We start from the raw sequence: 22,225 nt of genomic DNA on the forward strand, positions 1-22,225 counted from the left end.
TCTGCGCCCGGTTGTCAGCTCTTCGGCTGATAGGTCTGGTCGGGAGTGGGGAAGCTGCGGCCCCGCACTTCCTCGGCATATTGCGCCACGGTCGTTTCGATGACCCCGGCGATGTCGGCATACTTCTTCACGAAGCGCGGGACCCTCTCGAACATGCCCAGCATGTCCTCGGTCACCAGCACTTGCCCATCGCATTGCGCCGAAGCGCCGATGCCGATGGTGGGGCACGACACTGCACCGGTCGCCTCGATGGCGATGGGTTCGAGCACCCCTTCGAGCACGATGGCAAAGGCGCCCGCCTCGTCGAGGGCGCGCGCGTCGCCGACGATCTTCTCGGCCTCGGCGTCGCTGCGGCCGCGCGCTGCATAGCCGCCCAGCACATTGACCGCCTGCGGGGTGAGCCCGACATGGCCCATCACCGGGATGCCGCGCTGGTTGAGGAAACTGACCGTTTCCGCCATCTGCGCGCCGCCTTCGAGCTTGACCGCGGCCGCGCCCGATTGCTTGAGCAGGAAGGTCGCGCTTTCGAAGGCCTGCTGGGGCGACTGTTCGTACGACCCGAAAGGCATGTCGACCACGACCACCGAATGATAGCTGCCGCGCACGACCGCCGCGGCGTGGGTGGCCATCATGTCGAGCGTGACGGGGATGGTGGTGGGCAGGCCGTAGATCACCTGCGCCAGCGAATCCCCGACCAGCAGCATGTCGCAATGCGCATCGAGCAATTGCGCCTGCCGCGCGGTGTAAGCGGTCAGCATCACCAGCGGCTTGGCGGTTTCCCCATCGGCCTTGTGCGCGCGGATTTTCGGGACCGTCAGCCGCTTCATCGGCTGGGGAGTGGGGTTGGCCCTGCTGGTGCTGGTATCGAGCTGGAAGGTGGTGGACATGGGCACCCACTAGCAAGCACGGGAACGATGGCAAAGCGAAGCTTGGATTCTCGCAAGATTGTGTGTTTAAGGGCGGACATGTGAGGCGCGGCCGGGATCGCCGCGGTTTGAGAGGAACAATCTGTACATGGTCGCCACCACGAGTTCGACGGGCGAGGGCTGGTCCTCGCGCACGGCATTCATCCTTGCCGCGGTGGGGGCCGCGGTCGGGCTGGGCAATATCTGGCGGTTTCCGACGCTGGCGGGCGAGAGCGGGGGCGGCGCATTCGTCATCGTCTACATCGCCTGCGTGTTCCTGCTCGGCCTGCCGCTGGTATTGTCGGAGATATTCATCGGACGCGTGGGCCAGACCGACGCGATCGGCTCGATTCGCCGGGTGGCGGCGCAGTCTCAGGCGAGCCCGGGATGGTCGGTGTTCGGTGCGGTCGGCGCGCTCGCCGCCTTCCTGATCGTGGCGTTCTATTCGGTGGTTGCCGGCTGGGTGCTGTATTACGTCGGCGTGATGGGCAGCGACCTCGCGCAGGCCATAATGGCAGGCGATCCGTTCCGCGGCGCGCTGGCGGGGGAAAGCCGCGAACAAATCCAGCAGCGGTTGGGCGACATGTTCGCCAATCCCGGTCTGCTCCTGGCAGTGCATTTCCTGTTCATGGGGCTGACGCTCTACATCGTTGCGCGCGGCGTCAGTTCGGGCATCGAGAAGGCCGCCACCTACCTTATGCCGGTGTTCTTCGTCCTGCTTGTCGGGCTGGTGATCTATGGCGCGATCGAAGGCGACATCGGCGACGCGGCGGCGTTCCTGTTCACCCCCGACTGGTCGAAACTCACCCCCGAAGTCATGAACTCGGCGCTTGGCCAGGCGCTGTTCTCGCTCTCGCTCGGCGTGGCCGGGCTGATCACTTACGGCTCCTATATCAAGGAAGGCAGCGCGCTTGGCCCGACGGCCGCGATCATCGCGATCGCCGATACCTGTGTGGCGCTGCTTGCCGGTCTGATGATCTTCCCGATCGTCTTTGCAGTCGGGCTCGATCCCGCTGCCGGTCCGACGCTGGTGTTCCAGACGCTGCCCTTCGCCTTCCAGACGATGCCCGGCGGGGCGCTGTTCGGCCTGCTGTTCTTCCTGCTGATCCTGGTCGCCGCGGTCACCAGCTCGATTTCGCTGCTCGAAGTGCCGACCGCCTACGGGATCGGCGAGCGCGGCTGGAGCCGGCCCAAGTCGGCCCTGATCTTCGGCGGCGGTGCGTTCCTGATCGGGATCGCCTGTCTGCTGGGCTACAACGTGTGGTCCGATGTCCGCCCGCTGGGCTTCTGGGACCTGTTCGCGGATACCGATATCCTCGACACGGTCGATGGCTTCACAGGCAAGGTCATGCTGCCCGTCGGGGCGCTGCTGACGTCGATATTCATCGGCTGGAAGGCGGATACGAACTTGCTGCGTACGACCACCGGCCTGTCGCCCCTAGCGTTCGGAATCTGGCGTTTCCTGCTGGCGTGGCTGTGCCCGCTGGCCGTGGCGATCATCCTGGTCACCGGGCTGTTCCCCGCCATTCTCGGCGGCTGAGCGCAGCGCCGCCAGCGGCGGAACCGGGACCGCGCCATTGCGCCGAGCGAACGGGATAGCCGACAAGCAATGCCGGACATGAAAAGGGCCGCCCCCATGTGGGAGCGGCCCTTTGTTTGCCCGGAGGCGAAATCCTAGAGATCGACGCTTTTCGCGTGCTTTTCTTCGGCTTCGTCGACCACGGTCTTGCCCAGCGCCATCTTGGCAGTGGTGAGCAGGCCCAGGTCGCCGTTCCAGATTTCGGCGTCGCCGAGATCCATGCGCAGGAACAGAATGTTGGGATCGTCCTTGCCGCCTTCGTACCAGGCTTCGACGAAATTGCTCCAGAACTGGTCGAACCGCTCCTTGCTGGTCTCGCGGGTCAGCGTGCCATCGAAGCGCGCAAAGACCTCGTGGCCCTTGCTCTCGAAAGTGGCCGTCGCGCGGCCGAGCTTGGCAAAATCGCTCTTGGTATGCGTGAAGAACCAGATGGAACTGTTCGCATCCTTGTCGAGCTGCGGGCTCATCGGCACTGCGGTAGAGCTCTGGCTGTCGAGCTGGAGGAAGAGGAAGGGCGAATCTGCCAGTGCCTTCCAGAACTGTTCCTTGAGTTCGTCGGGGTTCCCTGCGGCGTGTTTCATGGTGTCTCCTTGAATTGGATTTACCCGATCAATGTACGAGCGCGCGGTTCGGTCCCGGATCGTGTGATTGGGGATGACAGGGTGCGCCGAATTGCGAATCGCTCCGATATGGAACATAAAAGGAACAAACGAGTCGTTCCGTCATGTACCAACCCGATCCTGTCTCCTTGCCGTTCACGGCCTTTACCGATGTTGCCGCGCTGTCCGCACGGCGCAGCACGCGGTGGCGCCCCGGGTTGGCGGCACATCAGGGTCTGGCGCTGCACAACGAGGTCTTCGCCTCCACGCGCGAGAGTGCGGGCTGCGCCGCCGCGTTGGCGCTGGCGCTCGATGATGCCCGCTGCCTGCCGCGCGAAGCCGGGGACGAAGCGCAGGACCGGCGCAGCGTGCTGTGGGTCCAGACGCGCGAGGCCGCGCGGCGGGTGGGTCGGCCCTATCGCGCCGGCCTGCCACAGACCCTGCAGGGGAGGGTGATCCATGTCCTGGCGGAAAAGGCGGAAGATGCGCTCTTCGCACTGGAAGAAGGATTGCGCTGCCGTGATCTGGCCTTCGTGCTGGGAGAGATCGCCGGCAATCCGAAGGCGTTCGATTTCACTGCCTCGCGCCGGTTGACGCTGGCGAGCGAAAGGCACGGGGTGCCCTTGTTCCTCGTGCGGCTCGATGCCGCGCGCGACCTGTCTTCGGCACGCATGCGCTGGGAAGTCGCCTCGGCCCCGTCGCCTGCGCCGCACTGGAACCAGCGGGCCCCCGGTACGCCCCGCTGGCGGGCGGAGCTGTTCCGCGCGCGCGCGCATGCGCCGGGCGAATGGGTGCTGGGCGAGGAGCAGGGCGGGCTGATGGCCCGCAAGCCGGACGAAGAAACCGGAGAGGCGGCGGCGAACTGGGCGGCCGGGTTGCGCTTGCGCCATCCGCTGCGCCGGGCGTGAGCCCGCAGGAGGCGGGATCATCGCGGTCCCGCCGCATCCTGTCGATCTGGCTGCCCGCGCTGGCGATCGACCGTTGGCGCGTGATGGCGGACGAGCACAGCCGCGTGCTGGACAGGGGGCCGCTGGTGCTGATCGCCGACACGGCGCACGGCCCGCGGATCGAGGCGGTCAACCGTGCGGGGGCCGCTGCCGGCGCGCACGAGGGCATGATGCTCGCCGATGCGCGTACGCTCTGCCCCGAAATCGCCACCGCGCCCAGCGATCCGGCGGGCGATCTCGGCTTTCTCGAGACCCTGGCAATCTGGGCGCAGCGCTGGGGGCCGTGGTCCGCGCTCGACCCGCCCGACGGGCTGCTGGTCGATGTGACCGCGGTGGCGCATCTCTTCGGCGGCGAGAACCGGCTGCTTGCCGATGTGCAGCAGGCCTTTGCCCAGCGAAAGCTGGCGGTTCGCACGGCGATTGCGCCAACCGCCGGAGCCGCCTGGGCGCTGGCGCATCATGGCCGCGACGGGGCTATCGTCGAGGGGGCCGAAGCGATCGAACGCGCCCTGTCCGATCTGCCCGTGGCCGCGCTGCGGCTCGACCAGGATGTGGTGACCGTGTTGCGCCGGCTGGGGCTCAAGCGGCTGGGCGAGATCGCGACCCTGGGGCGCGATGCGATCCAGCGCCGTTTCCGCAACCGCAAGTCGCCTGCCGCCAACCCGCTGGTCCGGCTCGACCAGCTGCTCGGGCGCGTGCCCGAACCGCTGCTGCCCGTGGTTCCGCAGCAGGTGCCGCTGGTCCAGCGGCGCTTGCTCGAACCGATCCGCCATCGCCAGTTGCTCGATACGGTGGTCACCGATCTTGCCGGGGACATGGCGCGCGAGCTCGAGGGGCAGGGGCAGGGTGCCCGGCGTCTCGAACTGGGGCTGTGGCGCGTCGATGGCGAAGTGGTGGTTCGCCGGCTCGAACTGGCGGCCGCGACACGCGATCCGGCGCATATCGTCCGGCTGTTCGCGGCGCGGCTCGACGATGTGGATGCCGGGTTCGGGATCGAGATGCTGCGCCTGCGGGCCAGCTGGGCGGAACCGCTGGCACTTGCCCAGGACGATATCGAGACCGCGGCGGAAACCCACGGCACGTCGCTGGCGGCCTGTATCGACCGGCTGACCGTCCGTCTCGGGGCGCAGGCGGTTACCCGCCCCGTGCCCTTTGCCAGCCATATTCCCGAGCGCGCGCAGCGCTGGCAGCCGCCGCTCGAACCCGAGGCATCCTCGCAAGGGCAGCTCGCTTTCCATGCGCGCCCGCTCAAGCTGCTCGACAGTCCCGAAAGCATTGCCGTGCTCTATGCGACGCCCGATGGCTATCCGCAGCGGTTTCGCTGGCGCGGGCAAGTGCACGAGGTGGCGCGGGTTGAAGGGCCCGAACGCATCGCGCCCGAATGGTGGCGCGAACGCGGCGGCGCGCGGTTGCGCGACTATTACCGGATCGAGGACGAAGCCGGCCGGCGGTACTGGATCTACCGCCTGGGCATCATCGGCGATGGCCGGGGCGGCCCTCCCGACTGGTACCTGCACGGTTTGTGTGCCTGAAACCGCCTCGATGCATCATTCGACATTGGCAGGGGGCTGTGTGGAACATATATAGAACGAATGGCTACCCAAACCGTCCTTCAGAAGCTCGAGATTCTCGCCGATGCGGCAAAATACGACGCTTCCTGCGCGTCCTCGGGCACGGCCAAACGCACCAGCATGGGCGGCAAGGGAATCGGTTCGACCGAGGGGATGGGCATCTGTCACGCCTACGCACCCGATGGCCGCTGTATCTCGCTGCTCAAGATCCTGCTGACCAATCACTGCGTGTTCGACTGCCATTACTGCGTCAACCGCAAGAGTTCGAACGTCGCGCGGGCGCGGTTCACGCCGCAGGAAGTCGTCGATCTCACGCTGTCCTTCTACCGGCGCAATTACATCGAGGGGCTGTTCCTGTCCTCGGGCATCGTGAAGAACTCGAACCACACGATGGAACAGCTGGTGGAAGTCGCCCGTATCTTGCGGGAAGAACACGATTTTCGCGGCTATATCCATCTCAAGACCATTCCCGAGGCCGATGCCGAGATCGTCCACCAGGCGGGGCTTTATGCGGACCGCGTATCGATCAATGTCGAACTGCCGACCGACAGCGGCCTCACCCGGCTCGCGCCCGACAAGGATGCGCGGCAGATCGAAGGCGCGATGGGCCGGGTCAAGAGCGACATAAGCGAACTGAAAGACGCCAGAAAGCGCTTCAAGCACGCACCGCGCTTCGCCCCCGCGGGCCAGTCGACGCAGATGATCGTCGGCGCCGATGCCGCCACCGATGCGGATATTGTCGGCAAGGCGAGCCGGCTGTATGACAATTTCCGCCTGCGCCGCGTCTATTACAGCGCCTTCTCGCCGATCCCCGATGCCAGCGCGGTGCTGCCGCTGAAACGTCCGCCGCTGATCCGCGAACACCGGCTCTACCAGTCCGACTGGCTGATGCGGTTCTACGGCTACAAGCCGGCCGAAGTGATGCAGGCGACCGAGGCCGACGGCAACCTGCCGCTCGACATCGATCCCAAGCTCGCCTGGGCGCTCAAATTCCGCGAACAGTTCCCGGTCGATGTCAACCGTGCCACCAAGGAACAATTGCTGCGCGTGCCCGGGCTGGGGGTGAAAGCGGTGGGCAAGATCCTCGCCAGCCGCCGCCATCGCAATCTGCGGCTTGACGATGTGGCCCGGCTGACGCTGTCGGTGACCAAGGTGCGGCCCTTTATCTGCACCGTCGACTGGCGGCCCGTCATGCTGACCGACCGTGCCGACCTGCGCAGCCTGCTCGCGCCCAAGACCGAGCAGCTGGAGCTGTTCACCGCATGAATTTCCTGTTTCTCTTTCACCGTCATCCCCGCGAAGGTGGGGATCCAGACAACGGACGTGGCTTGTGTTGCAGACCTTATCTGGGCCCCTGCCTGCGCAGGGGCGACGGTTTGAAGGGGCCGGCATGAACGCGCTCCCGCAGGCCCGGCTCGCCAGCTACCATGTGGTCCATCTGCCCGAGCCGGACGATTTCGAGTTCTGGCGCGAGCAGGCCCGCACGCTGGTGCAATGCGAGGTCCCGCCCGATCGCATCGCCTGGGTCGAGCCGGGCGGCAATGGCGACCTGTTCGCGGCTGCACCGGCTGCGGAAAGCGAACGGGGCATGCCCGTCCCGCCCGCCGATGCGCGGCTGGTGCGCGCGAGCAAGCGCTTCGTGACGCTGGCGCGCAATGCCATCCTCCATTCCGACCCCGAGCGGTTCGCGCTGCTCTATCGCCTGCTGTGGCGGTTGCAGGCGAACGGGCGGATCATGGAGGACAAGGCCGATCCCGATGTGCGCCGGGTGGAGGAGCTGGCCAAGAATGTCCGCCGCGACAGCCACAAGATGCATGCCTTCGTCCGCTTCCGGCTGGTGGAGGACGAGGATGATGAGGTGGGCGAGCATTACGTCGCCTGGTTCGAACCCGATCACCATATCCTGCGCGCCAATGCGGGCTTCTTCATGCGGCGCTTTGCGAACATGCGCTGGTCGATCCTGACCCCGCGCGGTTCGCTGCACTGGGACGGGACGACCATGTCCGAAGGCCCGCCGGCCGAGCGGTCCGATGCGCCCGAAGGAGATCCGACGGAAGATCTGTGGCGCAGCTATTACGCCTCGATCTTCAATCCCGCGCGGCTGAAGATCGGCGCGATGCTCAAGGAAATGCCCAAGAAATACTGGAAGAACATGCCCGAGGCTGCGCTCATCCCCGAACTGGTGGCGGGCGCGCAGAACCGCGAGGCGCAGATGGTCGACAAGGGCAAGTCGCTGTTCGCGGACGGGCTGGAGGACCGGCCCGATACGCTGGCGGCGATCGACAAGGCGATCCATGCCTGCCGCAAATGCCCGATCGGCCAGCTCGACAACCATGCGGTGATGGGCGAGGGGCCGGACGATGCCGCGCTCATGATCGTGGGCGAACAGCCGGGCGACCAGGAGGATTTGGCGGGACGCCCCTTCGTCGGGCCCGCCGGGCAATTGCTCGACGTGCATCTGGAAAAGGCCGGGATCGACCGGCGCGGCGCCTATGTCACCAATACGGTGAAGCATTTCAAATATGTCCAGCGCGGCAAGCGGCGGCTGCACCAGAATCCGGGCGCGAAGGAAATCGACACCTGCCGCTGGTGGATCGAAAGCGAACGCGCGATCGTGCAGCCGAAACTGGTGCTGGCCATGGGCGCCAGTGCGGCGCGCGGGATGCTGGGCAAGACGGTCAGCATCACGAAGGCGCGGGGCCGCCCCATCCCGCTCGAGGATGGCAGCGAATTGTGGGTCACCGCGCATCCGTCCTACCTGTTGCGGCTCGATGGGCTCGCGCGGGAGGAACAGGCGCGCCTGTTCGATGCCGACCTTGCCGCGGTGCGTGCACGGCTCGCGGAACTAGCCGCGCCATGATGCCCTCAACTTCTCTCGTCACCCCCGTGAAGGCGGGGGTCCAGCCAAGCTTTCGCCCAGCGGCGCAGGTGGATGGATCCCTGCCTTCGCAGGAATGACGGCGAGACCTGCCCGTCATGCCCGAAAACGATCTCCAGATCCCCAAGCGGACGATCGAGCTCGATCCCGCGAGCATCGAGGCGCCGCCGCGTTCGCCCTTCGTCGAACTCGGACTCGTGTCCTGCTTCAGCTTCCTGCGCGGGGCGTCGGATGCGGTCGACCTGGTGCTGCAGGCGCGGGCGCTGGGTTACGATGCGATCGGGATTGCCGATGCCAATACGATGGCGGGCGTGGTGCGCATTCATACCGAGGCAAAAACGCTTAAACTGAAGCCGCTTATCGGTTGCAGGATAGAAACTGTCGAAGGTCTTGCCTTCCTGGCTTATCCGCGGGATCGCGCCGGCTATGGCCAATTGTGCCGCCTGATCTCGGCCGGACGGATGCGCACGCTCGACGGGGAATGGCAGGCCAAGGGCGCCTGCGACATCAGTCTCGCGATGCTGGCCGGACATACCGGGGATGTGCAGCTGATCCTGCTGCCCCCGCGCGATCTCGACCAGCGCTTCGCCGTGACGGTGCCGAACAATGTCGTCCCCTTTCCGCCCGGCTCCCGGACAAAGGCATCCGAAGGCGGGCAAGCGGATCGGGCGCGTGTGGAAGGAACGCTGTCCGATATCCTGCCGCATATCGCGGCCCAGCTTCCCACCCTTCGCCACCTTGCCGCAAGCTTCCTCTATACCGACAGCGATATCGCGCGGATCGAACGGCTCGATGCGCTCGCCAGGGCGCATGGCCTTGGCATCCTCGCCACCAATGACGTGCATTACGCCACGCCCGACAGGCGCCCGTTGCAGGACGTGATGACCGCGATCCGCCACAAGACCACCGTCGCGGCGGCGGGGCACCTGCTGGAAAGCAATGGCGAACGCTATCTCAAGCCGCCCGCGACCATGATCAGGCTGTTCGATCGCTGGCCGCATGCGATTGCCGCCACGCGCGAAGTGGCCGATGCCTGCGATTTCAGTCTCGACGAACTGGCGTATGAATATCCCGAGGAAATATACCCCGACGGGCAGGCGCCGCAGCAGTATCTCACCAGCGAAACTTGGAAAGGGGCCGCCTGGCGCTATCCCGGCGGCGTGCCGGAGACTGTGCGCGAAACGATCGAACGCGAGCTGGCGCTGATCGGCAAGCTCGACCTGGCGCGATATTTCCTCACCATCAAGGATATCGTCGATTATGCGCGCGGGGTCGATCCGCCGATCCTGTGCCAGGGGCGCGGCAGCGCGGCCAATTCGGCGGTCTGCTATTGTCTCGGCATCACCAGCGTCGACCCGGCCAAGCACGCGCTGCTGTTCGACCGTTTCATTTCGGAAGAACGCAAGGAGCCGCCCGATATCGACGTCGATTTCGAGCACGAACGGCGCGAAGAGGTGATCCAGTACATCTATCGCAAATACGGCCGCCACCGCGCCGGCCTGTGCGCCACGGTGATCCATTACCGCCCGCGCATGGCGATCCGCGAAGTGGGCAAGGCGATGGGGCTGACCGAGGATGTCACCGCTGCGCTGGCCAAGACCGTATGGGGTGGGTGGGGCCGCGAGATCAGCGAGAAACACGCTGCCGAGACGGGCATGGATGTGCGCGATCCGCACTTGCGCCGGGTTCTTAAACTGACCGAGCAAATGATTGGTATGCCGCGGCATTTGTCGCAGCATGTCGGCGGTTTCATCCTCACCGAAAGCGCGCTGACCGAAACCGTGCCGATCGGCAATGGGGCGATGCCCGAACGCAGTTTCATCGAATGGGACAAGGACGATATCGAGGCGCTCGGCATCCTCAAGGTCGATGTCCTCGCGCTGGGCATGCTGACCTGCATCCGCAAGTGCCTCGACCTGCTCGACGATCACTACAATCGCCCGCTCAGCCTTGCCAGCGTCCCGCGCGAGGACCCGGAAACCTATGCCATGCTGCGCAAGGGGGATTCGCTGGGCGTATTCCAGGTCGAAAGCCGCGCGCAGATGAACATGCTGCCGCGGCTGCGCCCGCGCGAATTCTACGATCTCGTGATCCAGGTCGCCATCGTGCGCCCGGGGCCGATCCAGGGCGACATGGTGCACCCCTATCTCAAGCGCCGGCGCGGGGCCGAACAGGTCGTCATTCCCGCGCCTGCCCCCGAGCATGGCCCGCCTGACGAATTGTCGAGCATTCTCGAACGCACGCTGGGTGTGCCGATCTTCCAGGAACAGGCGATGAAGATCGCGCTCGACGCTGCGAAATTCTCCTCGCGCGAGGCGAACCGGCTGCGCAAGGCGATGGCGACCTTCCGCAGCCGCGGCATGGTCGACGAATTGCAGGACATGATGGTCGAGCGCATGGTCGAGCGCGGCTACGACCGCGAATTCGCGCAGCGCTGCTTCAACCAGATCCGCGGTTTCGGCGAATATGGTTTCCCCGAAAGCCACGCCGCCAGCTTTGCGCATCTGGTCTATGTCTCGAGCTGGCTCAAATGCCATTTCCCCGCCGCCTTCGGCTGCGCGCTGCTCAATTCGCAGCCGATGGGATTCTATGCCCCCGCGCAGATCGTGCGCGACGCGCGCAAGCATGGCGTCAGCGTGCTGCCCGCCGACGTCAATCTGTCGCAATGGGACTGCACGCTGGAGGATATTGGCGGCGGGACGCCCGCGAACGGCCGAGAACGGGCGCGGGGCCGGCAAGAGAGAACCATCGCACTACGTCTCGGCCTGCGGCAGGTCGACGGCCTGCCCGAGGCCGTGGCGGCGCGGCTGATCGCCGAGCGCGAGGCGGGCGGGGCCTATGCCGACGTTGCCGCGCTCAAGGACCGCGCGCGGATCGGCCCGGCGCATATCGAACGCCTGGCCAGTGGGGACTGCTTCGGTTCGATGCAGCTGTCGCGCAGGCAGGCGCTGTGGGATGCGCGCAGCATCGTGGGCGGGGCGGACCTGCCACTGTTTGCCGCCGCCGCAGCGCGCGACGAGGGCGCCGAGACCGCGCGGACACAATTGCCCGCCATGCCGCTGAGCGAGGAAGTGGTGGCCGATTACCAGACCACGCGGCTCAGCCTGAAAGCGCACCCGATGTCCTTCCTGCGCGCCAGCCTGGCTGAACGCGGTTTCGTGCGCGCCTGCGATCTGCGCAGCCGCAAGTTCCGCAGCATGGTGCATGTCGCGGGCGTGGTGCTGATCCGCCAGCGACCGGGCAGCGCCAAGGGGGTCTGCTTCATCACGCTGGAAGACGAGACCGGTGTCATCAACCTCGTGGTCTGGCCGGATCTGAAGGAAAAACAACGCCGTGTGGTCATGGGTTCACGGCTGATGGAGGTGCGCGGCCGGGTCGAATATGACGACGAGGTGATCCATGTGATCGCGCATCACATGGAGGATGCGACGCACCAGCTCTACCGGCTCTCCGACGACATGCTCAATGCGCCGGTCGCGCGCGCGGACCATGTCACGACGCCGCTGCCCGCGAAGTTCAATCCGCGCGACAATCTCAGGGAAGGCGGGGACGACCCCTACCGGCCGGTCGAGCCGTGGGAGGAGCCCCCGCCGGGCAATCGCGAATGCGGGTGGTTCGGCCCCAATTCGGGCGGGCATCCGCGTGATGCGCGGATCATTCCCCCGAGCCGCGACTTCCACTAGGCGCGCTGCATGATCGATGCCGAAAAGCTCGCCGCCTTCGCGCTGGTGACCGCGACCACCAGCCTGGTGCCAGGGCAATCGATGCTGTTCGTCATGGGGCAGGCAGTCTGGCGCGGTGCGCGCTCGGGCTGGGCGGCGCTGCTGGGCATGCAGATCGGCTACCTGGTGTGGTGGGTGCTGGTCGCATTGGGGCTCGGCACGCTGGCGGCGGCCTATCCGCTGGCCTTCCGGGTGCTGGCCTTTGCGGGGATCGGCTATCTCGCATGGCTCGGCATTGCGGCGATCCGGCACTCCTTCCACGCGGGAGAGGAAGCACCGCCAACTGCCCGCGGGCCTTCGCACCATGCCTTTCGCGACGGCATCCTCATCGCCATCGGCAATCCCAAGTCGCTGATCTACATGCTCGCGATCATCCCGCCCTTCGTCGATGCCGCATCGCCGATCGGTCCGCAGATCATCCTTCTCGCCGTTCTCGCTCTCGTGATCGACGTGCCGGTCGGGGCGCTGTACATCGGTGCCGGGCAGCGGCTCGCCCGCCTGATGGCGCGCGCGGCCACGCGGCGCTGGATCGATCGCGGCATTGGAACGGTTTTCCTCCTGATAGCGGCCCTCGTGCTGGCCGAATTATTGGGGACGGAGCTGTGACACGGATGATATCGCGACGAATCGGACACTTTGCCGGCGACCGGCGGGTGGCACTGCTGCTCGTCATGGCGGGACTTCTGCTGAGCGGCCGGGTCTGGCTCGCCGAGCATCCCGAGCACAATCCCTGGGCACCGCTCGACCTGCGCGATCCGCCGGGCTGGGCGACCGAAACCAAGCTGCTCGCGCTGCGCGAGGATGCTCCGGCATGCCGTGCAGTGCTCGAACGCAGCGATATCGCGCATGATGTGCTCGAACCCGCGGGCGAGGGCGCGTGTCGCCGCGAGGATCGCACGCGGCTCACCGACTATCCGCTCAGCCCGAACACGCCGCCGGTCACCTGCCCTGCGTCGATCGCGCTGTTGCTATGGGAGCGCGATGTCCTGAAGCCCACTGCACACGACATATTCGGGTCGGAAATCGCGCGGATAGAGCATCTTGGCGCCTATTCCTGCCGCCGTTTCTATGGCCGTGACAGCGGCGCCTGGAGCGAACATGCCACTGCCAACGCGATCGATATCGCCGGCTTCGTGCTTGCCGACGGGACGCGGATCAGCGTGCTGCGCGATTGGTCCGGTGAGGGGGACAAAGCGCAATTCCTGCGCACCGTGCGCGATGGTGCGTGCAGCAGCTTCGCGACCGTGCTGTCACCCGACTACAATGCCGCGCATGCGGACCATTTCCATCTCGACATGAGCCCGCGCTGGCGCGGCGTCTGCCGCTAGGTCAGGCCTCGAGCGAATAGCCCGCGCTGCGCACCGTTCGCACCGGATCCTTCGCGCCTTCGATCTCGATCGCCTTGCGCAGGCGCCGGATATGGACATCGACCGTGCGCAGTTCGATCTCGCTTTCGGTACCCCAGACCCCGTCGAGCAACTGCCCGCGGCTGAACACGCGGCCCGGGCTTTCCATGAAGAACTTGAGCAGACGGTATTCGGTCGGGCCGAGCTGCAAGGTGCGCCCGCGGCGGGTGACCTTGTGCGCCACCGGGTCGAGCGTGATATCGCCGACCTCGATGCTTTCGCCGGCCAGCGCGGGGCGAATACGCCGCATGACCGCCGCCACGCGCGCGAGCAGTTCGCGCGGGGAAAAGGGCTTGGTGAGGTAATCGTCGGCGCCCGTATCGAGCCCGCGCACGCGGTCGTCCTCGGCCTCGCGTGCGGTGAGCATGATGATCGGGACATGCGCGGTCTGTTTGTCGCGCCGCAACCGGCGGCAAACCTCGATCCCGCTGGTGCCTTCGATCATCCAGTCGAGGATGACGAGGTCGGGCACATCCTCGGTCGCGAGCAACAGTGCCTCGTCGCCGTCTGGGGTCGTGCGAACCTGGTAGCCTTCGTTGGTGAAGCGGTATTCGAGCAGCTCCGAAAGAGCCGGGTCGTCTTCCACCAATAACAGTTTCGCAGCGTGCAAATGCTTGCCTTTCCGGGGAGTTTCAGTCTCGGTCGGCACGGCATTATGACCCCAGCGCTACAGTTTTATGTCAGCCATCCTCGTCGAGAGGATATGTTCCGGTAGCGGCGAAGTGAACCATTTCAGCCACATTCGTCGCGTGGTCGCCAATGCGCTCAAGGTTGCGGGCCACGAACAGCATCTGCGCCGCGCTCGAGATGGTCGAAGGGTTTTCGACCATATGGCTGACGAGGTTGCGGAAGATCGAATTGTAGAAGGCGTCGACCTTCTCGTCGGTAGCGATGACCTCGCGTGCCAGTTCGGCATCGCGCGCCGCATAGGCGGTCAGCACGTCGTGGACCATTTCGGCGGCTACGTCGGCCATCGCGGGGAGCAGGGTCAGCGGTTCGAACTGCTTGCGGTTGCCCCCGATCGCCTTGCTCGCCTTGGCGATGTTCTTCGAATAGTCCCCGATCCGTTCGACGACGCCGGCAATCTTGAGCGCCGCGATCACCTCGCGCAGATCGTCCGCCATCGGCGCACGCAGCGCGATGATCCGCACCGCGAGCTTGTCGATCTCGCTTTCGAGCGCGTCGATCTTCTTGTCCGCCTTGACGACGCGGTCGGCAAGCTCGTCGTCGCCATTGACCAGCGCCTCGAGCGATTGCGCGATCGCCGCTTCGGAAAGACCACCCATCTCGGCAATCAGTCCGCGCAGGCGGGTGATGTCCTCGTCGAATGCCTTGACGGTATGTTCTTGCATCGAATTCATAGCCTTAACCGTAGCGGCCCGTGATGTAATCCTGGGTCCGCTGCTCATGCGGATTGGTGAATATATCGGACGTACGGCCATATTCGACCATCTTTCCGAGATGGAAAAAGGCAGTACGCTGACTGACACGTGCAGCCTGCTGCATCGAGTGCGTCACGATGACGATAGCATAGCGACCATTAAGTTCCGCAATCAGTTCCTCGATCTTGGCGGTGGCGATCGGATCGAGCGCGGAGCAAGGTTCGTCCATCAGGATGACTTCAGGGTCGACCGCAATGGCGCGTGCGATGCACAGCCGCTGCTGCTGACCGCCCGACAGCGCCGTGCCGCTGTCCTGCAGGCGTTCCTTGACCTCTTCCCACAGGCCAGCGCGCCGCAGCGATTTCTCGACGATCGCGTCGAGTTCGTCCTTGCCTTCGGCGAGGCCGTGGATCTTGGGGCCATAGGCGATGTTGTCGTAGATCGACTTGGGGAAGGGGTTGGGCTTCTGGAACACCATGCCGACACGCGCGCGCAGCTGGACGACATCCATGCCCGAGGCGTAGATATCCTCGCCGTCGAGCTGGATGCTGCCCTCGACCCGCGCCGTGGGAATCGTGTCGTTCATGCGGTTCAGCGTCCGCAGGAACGTTGATTTGCCGCAGCCCGAGGGACCGATGAACGCGGTCACATATTCGGTCGGGATATCGATCGAAACCTCGTCGATCGCCTTCTTGTCGCCGTAGAATACGGAGACCGCCTCGGCTCTCATCTTGGCTTCGGTTTTCTCGAGGTTGTCGTGGACTACGGTCACCAGGTTTTCTCGAATTTGTTACGCAGGTAGATGGCGAGCCCGTTCATCACGAGCAGGAACAGCAATAGCACGATGATCGCCGCGCTGGTGCGTTCCACGAAGCCGCGGTCGATTTCATCGGACCACAGGAAAATTTGCATCGGCAGCACGGTTGCGGGCGATGTGAAGCCGTCGGGCGGCGTGGCCACGAAGGCGCGCATGCCGATCATCAGCAGCGGCGCGGTTTCGCCGAGCGCTCGGGCCATGCCGATGATGGTGCCGGTCAGGATGCCGGGCAAGGCGAGCGGAAGGACGTGGTGGAAGACCACCTGCACGGGCGAGGCGCCGATTGCGAGCGCGCCGTCGCGGATGCTCGGCGGCACTGCCTTGATCGCATTGCGACCGGCAATAACGATGACCGGCATGGTCATCAGCGCCAGCGTCATACCGCCGATCAGCGGGGCCGATCGCAGATTGGGGAACAGCGTGAGGAACACCGCGAGCCCGAGCAGACCGAAGATGATCGACGGCACCGCGGCCAGATTGTTGATCGACAGTTCGATCAGATCGGTCCAGCGGTTCTTGGGGGCGTATTCCTCCAGATAAAGCGCGGCCAGCACCCCGATCGGGAAGGCGAGCAGCAGCGTCACCACCATCGTCAGAAGCGAGCCTTTGAGCGCACCCCAGATCCCGACCTGCTGGGGGTTGGTGGCATCGGACCGGCCCAGGAAGCCCGGGTCAAAATTCTTTGCCAGCCGGCCTTCTTCGTAAAGCCCCGCCGCCAGGGCCTGCATTTCGGGCGAGCCTTCGCCCTCGTAACCCGAGGCGAGGTTGGCCGAAGCGGGCAGCCAGAAGCTTTCGCTGCGCTGGAGAACCGCCGGATCGGCGATGATCGCGGTAGCGACGTCGCGCCACGCCTGCGCGCCGAGCTCTTCCGCAGCCGCTTCGCCCAGTTCTTCCTCGGCGAAATACTGCACGACATCGCGCAGGCCCTGCGCCTCGAGCGATGCCAACGCACCGGGTTGCTCCATCGCCGCAGGGTCGGCGGCGATACCGGCCTCGGTGAAATCGATCGGCACTTCCATTTCGACCCGCTGGAAACCGCCGATGCCGTTGAAGGTCATCGTTCCCAGCAGGAACACCAGAACCGCGACCGAGAACACGATGGCGCCGAGACCGAGCGCGCGGAAGCGGCGCTCGGAAGCGTAGCGTTTCTTCAGCCGCGCTTCGAATTCGGGCGTGCGCGTGGGGGCGATGCGCTCACTCATATGCTTCGCGGTACCTCTTGACGACGCGCAGGGCGACGAAGTTCAATCCCAGCGTCACCATGAACAGGACGAAGCCGAGGGCGAACGCGCTGAGAGTGGCGGGATGGTCGAAACTGCCTTCGCCGGTCAGCATGGCGACAATCTGCACGGTGACGGTGGTCATCGATTCGAGCGGATTGGCCGACAGATTGGCGGCGGTCGAGGCGGCCATGACGACGATCATGGTTTCACCGATGGCGCGGCTGATCGCCAGCATGATCCCGGCAACGATACCAGGCAGCGCGGCGGGAATCATTACGCGCTTGATCGTTTCCGAGCGCGTGGCCCCCATCGCGAGGCTGCCGTCGCGCATGGCGCCGGGGACCGCGGCGATCGAATCGTCGGCCATCGAGGAGACGAAGGGTATGATCATGACGCCCATCACGAGGCCGGCGGCGAGTGCGCTTTCGCTCGACGGGTTCGATACGCCCATGCCGATGGCGAGATCGCGGATCGCCGGGGCGATCGTCAGCGCGGCGAAATAGCCGTAGACGACGGTCGGGACACCGGCGAGAATTTCGAGCGCGGGTTTGATCCAGCGCCGCAGCGCCGGGTCGGCATATTGCGTCAGGTAGATCGCGCTCATCAGGCCCAGCGGGATGGCGACGATCATGGCGATGATCGCACCGATGAACAGCGTGCCCCAGAACAGCGGCACCGCGCCGTAGCGGGTGCCATCGGGATTGTCGGGGTTGGCCATCGGGTCGGGGCCCCAATGCGTGCCGAACAGGAAGTCCAGCGGCGACACCATGCCGAAAAACCGGACCGTCTCGAACACCAGGCTGGCGAGGATGCCGATCGTCGTCAGGATGGCCACCAGCGAAGCGCCCAGCAGGATCGCCATGACGATGCGTTCGACCTTGCTGCGCGCGGCGAAGTCGGGCCGCAGCCGCAGGAAAGCGAAGGTGCCGGCCAGGAAGGCGACCAGCAGCGATACAATGATCCCGATCGTGTTGTAGTAGAACAGCGCTTCGCGATAGGGTTCGACGAGCGCTGCAGCCTGCGGATTGAAGACCGCAGAGGCCGCGCCCGTCGCCACCGCACGCGCTTCGTTGAGGATGGTCTGGCGCTGGAAGCCGAAGGCGGGCAGTTCGGCTGCCGCCGGGCTCGCCAGGACCTGCTGCGTCACTAGGCCGGGAGCAATGGCGCTCCACAGCGCGATGAACGCGACCATCGGCAGGATGATCCACAGCGCGACATACCACGCATGGTAAACCGGCAGGCTGGGCAGCCGCCGTTCGGCGCTGTCGCGCCGGAAGGCCCATGCGCGGGCACGGGCCGCCAGCCATCCGGCGAGCCCGAGCCCGAGGGCCAGGAAGAGCAGGATAGCTGGCGACATAAGTTGCTTTCAGACCTTACTTGAGCTGCGCGCCATCGAGCGTGGTGTATTCGGTGGCTGCTTTCAGGTTCGCCGCCATAACGTCCGCAGGCGATGCGACAAGACCGATCTTGGCGAGTTCACCATCCTTGTCCCACATTTTCGTCCACTGCAGCAGGTATTCCCGCAGGCCGGGGATCGCATCGAGATGCGCCTTCTTGGCGTAGACGTAGAGCGGGCGCGCGCCGGGATAGGCGAAGCTCGCGATGTTCTCGTAAGTCGGAGCGACACCGTTCATCTCGAGGCCCTGCACCTTGTCGGCATTCTCTTCGAGATAGCTGTAGCCGAAGACGCCCACGGCGTTGGGATTGCCTTCGATCTTCTGGACGATGAGATTGTCCTGTTCGCCCTGGTCGACATAGGCGCCGTCCGAACGGACCTCGGTGCACAGCTGTGCGTGGCGATCCTTGTCGGTTTCCTTGAGCGCTTCCATTTCGGGATTGGTATCGCAGCCGACTTCCAGGACCAGTTCCTTGAGCGCGTCACGCGTGCCCGACGTGCTCGGCGGCCCGTATACCAGGATAGGCTGGTCGGGGAGCGAGGGGTCGACGTCGGACCAGGTCTGGTTGGTCTGCTCGCCGCCATAGGGCGAGGCCGCAATCGCTTCGTAGACCTGCTTGGGGGTCAGGCTCATCGTGATGCCGCCCTGCGCCGACGCGAAAGCGATCCCGTCGAGACCGACCTGGATTTCGATGATGTCGGTAACGCCATTGGCCTGGCAGTCGGCAAATTCGCTCGCCTTCATCTGGCGCGAGGCGTGCGTCATGTCGGGGGTGTCGGCGCCGAGACCGGCGCAGAACAGCTTCATCCCGCCGCCGGTGCCGGTCGATTCGATGATCGGCGAACGATAATCGGGCTGGTTGCGAACGAAGGCTTCGGAAACTGCCTTAGCAAACGGGAACACGGTCGACGAACCGACTGCACGGATCGAGTCGCGCGAGCCGCCATCGGCTCCGTTGCCGCCGCACGCGGTGAGCGCGAGCGCCGATACTGCGGCGAAGATGAAGGATTTGGTATTGGTCATGGATAGCCCCTTAGATGTATAGCTAGCGGCGCAAAAGCGCCCCAATGTTACAGGGTTGCGACAATAGTTTGACCCGGCGCCCGGAGGCCCGGAATTGGCGGATCGTCCGCCGGTCAGAAATCGATTTGCGCGCGCACGCCGAAAGCGTCGACACCGTAGGAGGTATCACCATTCGCGGCGGGCAGGACCGCGTCTTCGTACTGCAAGCGGCCGTAATTGACCAACAGCGCGGTATAGTCGGTCGGTTTCCAGATCAGCGAGGCGAGATAGCCTGCCTGGCGGCCGCCGAGGATCCCGGCGTCGTTGAGGTCGAGATGGTCGTAGCGCAGCGTGAACTGGAGCGATCCGAACCCGCCGTCGCCAACCGGCCGCTGCGGCTTGGTGCGATCGAACTTGCCACCCTTGTATCCGCGCGAATCGTCGGTGAGGAATACCCCTGCCTCGGCATAGCCGCCGAAGAAGGTGGGGTCGCTCGCCAGAGCTGGCATGTCGACCGTCTGCCAATAGCCTTCGGCGGCGGCGTGGAAACGCCCGGCGATCGCTGCGGCCTCGAGCCCGAACCCGGTTTCGCTGCGGGCGCCCATGCTGCCCGTGTTGATGAACCGTTGCGAGGTGAAGTGCACCAGCGGGCGCTGGCGATAGCGCACCTCGGCAGCAGGATCGTCGAGGTCGTTGTAGTGGACCGATCCGCCGAAATGAAGCTGCGTGTCGCCAGCCTCTGGCATGAAGACCATCCGCGCATCCACGCCCCGGTTCTTGCTGTCCGTGTCCTCGATATTGTCGGTGAAGACCCCCGCCTGGATGAGGATATCGCCTCGACCGTAAGTGATCGACGCACCCAGACGGCGTTCGAAGCCGAACGCGTCGGTAAAGGCCGCGCGCTCGATAAAGGTCGTGTGCAGGCTGCTGGTCAGTTCCTCGAGCGACTGGAAGTTGTTGTGTTGCCCGACCGCGACTTCGAGCGGACCGTCCTCATAGCTCAGGATGGCGTCGGTGACGGAAACCTCGTTGCCTGCGAAATCTATCTCGAACTTGTAGCCGAACCCTCCGGGCATATCCCCCGAAGCGCCCAAGCGGGCGCGGCGCAGTTCGCTGCCGAAGCCATCGCTGGCCCCGGTCGACGAAGGGGCGCTGGTGAAACCCGTATCGACCATCAGACGGCCGCGGGGCTTGAAGCTCCAGCCGTCGGACTTGGCGAGCACGGCAACCGGTGCGGCTGCTGCCGGCTCTGCCGGGGTGGTGGGAGCCGGCACCGCCGCTGCGGCGGCACGCGTTGCCTCCAGCTCGGTTTCGAGCTGGTCGATACGTGCGTTCATGGCCGCCAGTTGCATGCGCATGGCCGCCAGATCTTCGTCCGCATCCTGCGCGAGCAGGGGTGCGGGGGCAGCGCAGCCGAGCGCAAAGATTGCCAGCGGGAAGCGGGTGCTACGGGGCATCGTTCAAATCACTTGATCAGAGGGTTACGGAACGACGACGCCACTATGACCGCGATGTTTCAGATATATGACATCGTGTAACAACCGGAACAGGCTGGCATGCCCCGCTGCTACCGGCACAAGCCGCGTCAGTCGTCTTCGTCTTGCTTTTCCAGCGGCAGGGTAACCGTGACGCGCGTGCCTTCGCCCGGCGTGCTGTCGATATCCAGCCGGCCCCGGTGCCGTTCGACGATGTGCTTGACGATCGCCAGACCCAGTCCGGTGCCGCCCGATGCCCGGCTGCGGCCCGGATCGGTGCGGTAGAACCTGCGGGTGAGATGCGGAATATGTTCGGCCGCGATGCCTTCGCCGCGATCGGTCACGGTCAGCCTTAACCGGTTGTCGCCCTTGGGATGGATGCGCACCGTCACCGTCTGGCCGGGTTCACCGTATTTGAACCCGTTGTCTACGAGGTTGCGGACCAGCTGTTCCAATTGCTGGCGATCGCCGCGGACCGGGAATTCGCCGGTCGCCTCGAAGTCGAGCAGTTCGAGCCGTTCGCCATTGGCGGCATCATGCGCCGCGCGTTCGGCGAGCTTGGCCAGGTCGAGCGTGGTCTCGGGCAGGTCGTGTTTCACGGCCTCGATTCGTGACAGCGACATCAGGTCGCTTACCAGGTCCTGCAAGCGCTTCGCCTCGCGCTGGATCGTGCCGAGGAACTTGTCCGCCATGCGCGGATCGAGATTATCGACATCCTCGCGCAGCGTTTCGACATAGCCGATGATCGAAGCCAGCGGCGTGCGCAGTTCGTGGCTGGCATTGGCGACGAAATCGGTATGGGCCCGCGCGATATCGGCTTCGGCGGTCTTGTTGACGAATTCGATGACGGCAAGTTCGCCGGGCAGCGTCTTGCGGTTGATCCGCCAGATATCGGTGCGTCGCGCCAGGCCGCGGACGACCGCACCGCCGTCGACGTCGCGACCGAGCAGGCGGATCGCTTCGGGCTGTCGCAGCGCCATGCGGACATCCTGCCCGACGATATGTCCCCCCAGCAACTGGCGCGCCGACAGATTGGCGATAATCGCCCGGTCGCGTTCGGTGATGACCACGGGTGTTTCGGAATGTTCGAACAGGTCGGCCATATTGTCGCGGGTGAAGGCAGGGCCTTGCGGCTTGGGGCGCGCTTCGTCCGGCCGCGCGGCCACCAGATAGAGCGAGCCGATCCAGACCAGCAGGACGAGCGCGACATAGATCAGATCCACGCCAAGCGAGGCCAGGATGATGCAGGCCATCATCGCCAGCGCGAATCCGGGCCAGGGAAAGCTGGGCTTGGTCATGGCCATGCGGCCTAGCGGCGCATC

Annotated in this window: 18 protein-coding genes; 8 read left to right on the plus strand and 10 right to left on the minus strand. The window is 65.3% G+C overall.

Features of this window, described 5'->3' with window-relative positions:
* Positions 1 to 14 precede the first annotated feature (14 nt).
* Complete coding sequence (gene panB / locus WKH79_RS03015; RefSeq protein WP_063505867.1) at positions 15 to 887, minus strand: 3-methyl-2-oxobutanoate hydroxymethyltransferase; 873 nt, start codon at positions 885 to 887, stop codon at positions 15 to 17.
* A 127-nt stretch (positions 888 to 1,014) separates the two neighbouring features.
* Here panB and WKH79_RS03020 point away from each other — a divergent pair, with 127 nt between their 5' ends.
* Positions 1,015 to 2,445, plus strand: coding sequence for a sodium-dependent transporter (locus tag WKH79_RS03020; RefSeq protein WP_050600669.1), 1,431 nt, complete (start codon positions 1,015 to 1,017; stop codon positions 2,443 to 2,445).
* Between the two features lie 134 nt (positions 2,446 to 2,579).
* Here the strand turns inward: WKH79_RS03020 and WKH79_RS03025 are convergent, their stop codons facing one another.
* On the minus strand, positions 2,580 to 3,065 hold the full coding sequence (locus WKH79_RS03025; RefSeq protein ID WP_341859568.1) for a pyridoxamine 5'-phosphate oxidase family protein: 486 nt from the start codon (positions 3,063 to 3,065) through the stop codon (positions 2,580 to 2,582).
* Positions 3,066 to 3,208: 143 nt separating this feature from the next.
* Between WKH79_RS03025 and WKH79_RS03030 the strand changes: the two genes are divergently transcribed.
* The 7 genes from WKH79_RS03030 to WKH79_RS03060 all read left to right on the plus strand — a co-directional run bounded on the left by WKH79_RS03030 (position 3,209) and on the right by WKH79_RS03060 (position 13,529).
* Positions 3,209 to 3,991: a hypothetical protein gene (locus WKH79_RS03030; RefSeq protein WP_341859569.1), complete on the plus strand. Its 783-nt coding sequence runs from the start codon at positions 3,209 to 3,211 to the stop codon at positions 3,989 to 3,991.
* An 83-nt stretch (positions 3,992 to 4,074) separates the two neighbouring features.
* Complete coding sequence (locus WKH79_RS03035) at positions 4,075 to 5,562, plus strand: DUF6504 family protein (RefSeq protein WP_341860084.1); 1,488 nt, start codon at positions 4,075 to 4,077, stop codon at positions 5,560 to 5,562.
* Positions 5,563 to 5,622: 60 nt separating this feature from the next.
* Positions 5,623 to 6,867 (plus strand): putative DNA modification/repair radical SAM protein, encoded by a 1,245-nt coding sequence (locus WKH79_RS03040; protein WP_334200556.1) that lies wholly within the window; start codon positions 5,623 to 5,625, stop codon positions 6,865 to 6,867.
* Positions 6,868 to 6,991: 124 nt separating this feature from the next.
* Positions 6,992 to 8,461 (plus strand): UdgX family uracil-DNA binding protein, encoded by a 1,470-nt coding sequence (locus WKH79_RS03045; RefSeq protein WP_341859570.1) that lies wholly within the window; start codon positions 6,992 to 6,994, stop codon positions 8,459 to 8,461.
* A 116-nt stretch (positions 8,462 to 8,577) separates the two neighbouring features.
* Positions 8,578 to 12,162, plus strand: a complete 3,585-nt coding sequence (locus tag WKH79_RS03050; RefSeq protein ID WP_341859571.1) for an error-prone DNA polymerase — start codon at positions 8,578 to 8,580, stop codon at positions 12,160 to 12,162.
* 9 nt (positions 12,163 to 12,171) lie between these two features.
* Positions 12,172 to 12,807 (plus strand): LysE family translocator, encoded by a 636-nt coding sequence (locus WKH79_RS03055; protein ID WP_341859572.1) that lies wholly within the window; start codon positions 12,172 to 12,174, stop codon positions 12,805 to 12,807.
* Positions 12,808 to 12,854: 47 nt separating this feature from the next.
* Positions 12,855 to 13,529: an extensin family protein gene (locus WKH79_RS03060; protein ID WP_341859573.1), complete on the plus strand. Its 675-nt coding sequence runs from the start codon at positions 12,855 to 12,857 to the stop codon at positions 13,527 to 13,529.
* Between the two features lies 1 nt (position 13,530).
* On the opposite strand, the gene phoB is transcribed toward WKH79_RS03060, so the two are convergent.
* The 8 genes from phoB to WKH79_RS03100 all read right to left on the minus strand — a co-directional run bounded on the left by phoB (position 13,531) and on the right by WKH79_RS03100 (position 22,201).
* Positions 13,531 to 14,217, minus strand: a complete 687-nt coding sequence (phoB, locus tag WKH79_RS03065; RefSeq protein WP_063511931.1) for a phosphate regulon transcriptional regulator PhoB — start codon at positions 14,215 to 14,217, stop codon at positions 13,531 to 13,533.
* A gap of 70 nt (positions 14,218 to 14,287) precedes the next feature.
* The gene (gene phoU, locus WKH79_RS03070; RefSeq protein WP_050600726.1) at positions 14,288 to 14,959 is read right to left on the minus strand and encodes a phosphate signaling complex protein PhoU; all 672 of its coding nucleotides are present in this window, start codon (positions 14,957 to 14,959) and stop codon (positions 14,288 to 14,290) included.
* 13 nt (positions 14,960 to 14,972) lie between these two features.
* Positions 14,973 to 15,719, minus strand: a complete 747-nt coding sequence (gene pstB / locus WKH79_RS03075; protein WP_050600725.1) for a phosphate ABC transporter ATP-binding protein PstB — start codon at positions 15,717 to 15,719, stop codon at positions 14,973 to 14,975.
* Between the two features lie 38 nt (positions 15,720 to 15,757).
* Entirely contained in the window at positions 15,758 to 17,008 is a 1,251-nt protein-coding gene (gene pstA / locus WKH79_RS03080) for a phosphate ABC transporter permease PstA (RefSeq protein ID WP_341859574.1), read from the minus strand.
* Positions 17,001 to 18,386, minus strand: a complete 1,386-nt coding sequence (gene pstC / locus WKH79_RS03085) for a phosphate ABC transporter permease subunit PstC (RefSeq protein WP_050600660.1) — start codon at positions 18,384 to 18,386, stop codon at positions 17,001 to 17,003. Before pstC ends, pstA begins: the two co-directional genes overlap by 8 nt.
* Positions 18,387 to 18,402: 16 nt before the next feature.
* On the minus strand, positions 18,403 to 19,449 hold the full coding sequence (locus WKH79_RS03090; RefSeq protein ID WP_063511980.1) for a substrate-binding domain-containing protein: 1,047 nt from the start codon (positions 19,447 to 19,449) through the stop codon (positions 18,403 to 18,405).
* Positions 19,450 to 19,562: 113 nt separating this feature from the next.
* Positions 19,563 to 20,885 carry a porin gene (locus WKH79_RS03095; protein WP_341859575.1) on the minus strand — a complete coding sequence of 441 codons (1,323 nt, stop codon included), beginning with the start codon at positions 20,883 to 20,885 and terminating at the stop codon, positions 19,563 to 19,565.
* A 128-nt stretch (positions 20,886 to 21,013) separates the two neighbouring features.
* The gene (locus tag WKH79_RS03100; protein WP_063505583.1) at positions 21,014 to 22,201 is read right to left on the minus strand and encodes an ATP-binding protein; all 1,188 of its coding nucleotides are present in this window, start codon (positions 22,199 to 22,201) and stop codon (positions 21,014 to 21,016) included.
* Positions 22,202 to 22,225 lie beyond the last annotated feature (24 nt).

The sequence above is a fragment of the Qipengyuania sp. GPGPB31 genome (genome assembly GCF_038396345.1).
In the GTDB taxonomy this organism is placed as follows: Bacteria; Pseudomonadota; Alphaproteobacteria; order Sphingomonadales; family Sphingomonadaceae; genus Qipengyuania; species Qipengyuania citrea.

What these genes read in the sequence shown, in the direction of transcription:
- panB (WP_063505867.1), bottom strand. Translation starts at nt 887, where the DNA reads ATGTCCACCACCTTCCAGCTCGATACCAGCACCAGCAGGGCCAACCCC.
- WKH79_RS03020 (WP_050600669.1), top strand. Translation starts at nt 1,015, where the DNA reads ATGGTCGCCACCACGAGTTCGACGGGCGAGGGCTGGTCCTCGCGCACG.
- WKH79_RS03025 (WP_341859568.1), bottom strand. Translation starts at nt 3,065, where the DNA reads ATGAAACACGCCGCAGGGAACCCCGACGAACTCAAGGAACAGTTCTGG.
- WKH79_RS03030 (WP_341859569.1), top strand. Translation starts at nt 3,209, where the DNA reads ATGTACCAACCCGATCCTGTCTCCTTGCCGTTCACGGCCTTTACCGAT.
- WKH79_RS03035 (WP_341860084.1), top strand. Translation starts at nt 4,075, where the DNA reads ATGGCGGACGAGCACAGCCGCGTGCTGGACAGGGGGCCGCTGGTGCTG.
- WKH79_RS03040 (WP_334200556.1), top strand. Translation starts at nt 5,623, where the DNA reads ATGGCTACCCAAACCGTCCTTCAGAAGCTCGAGATTCTCGCCGATGCG.
- WKH79_RS03045 (WP_341859570.1), top strand. Translation starts at nt 6,992, where the DNA reads ATGAACGCGCTCCCGCAGGCCCGGCTCGCCAGCTACCATGTGGTCCAT.
- WKH79_RS03050 (WP_341859571.1), top strand. Translation starts at nt 8,578, where the DNA reads ATGCCCGAAAACGATCTCCAGATCCCCAAGCGGACGATCGAGCTCGAT.
- WKH79_RS03055 (WP_341859572.1), top strand. Translation starts at nt 12,172, where the DNA reads ATGATCGATGCCGAAAAGCTCGCCGCCTTCGCGCTGGTGACCGCGACC.
- phoU (WP_050600726.1), bottom strand. Translation starts at nt 14,959, where the DNA reads ATGCAAGAACATACCGTCAAGGCATTCGACGAGGACATCACCCGCCTG.
- pstB (WP_050600725.1), bottom strand. Translation starts at nt 15,719, where the DNA reads ATGAGAGCCGAGGCGGTCTCCGTATTCTACGGCGACAAGAAGGCGATC.
- pstA (WP_341859574.1), bottom strand. Translation starts at nt 17,008, where the DNA reads ATGAGTGAGCGCATCGCCCCCACGCGCACGCCCGAATTCGAAGCGCGG.
- pstC (WP_050600660.1), bottom strand. Translation starts at nt 18,386, where the DNA reads ATGTCGCCAGCTATCCTGCTCTTCCTGGCCCTCGGGCTCGGGCTCGCC.
- WKH79_RS03090 (WP_063511980.1), bottom strand. Translation starts at nt 19,449, where the DNA reads ATGACCAATACCAAATCCTTCATCTTCGCCGCAGTATCGGCGCTCGCG.
- WKH79_RS03095 (WP_341859575.1), bottom strand. Translation starts at nt 20,885, where the DNA reads ATGCCCCGTAGCACCCGCTTCCCGCTGGCAATCTTTGCGCTCGGCTGC.
- WKH79_RS03100 (WP_063505583.1), bottom strand. Translation starts at nt 22,201, where the DNA reads ATGACCAAGCCCAGCTTTCCCTGGCCCGGATTCGCGCTGGCGATGATG.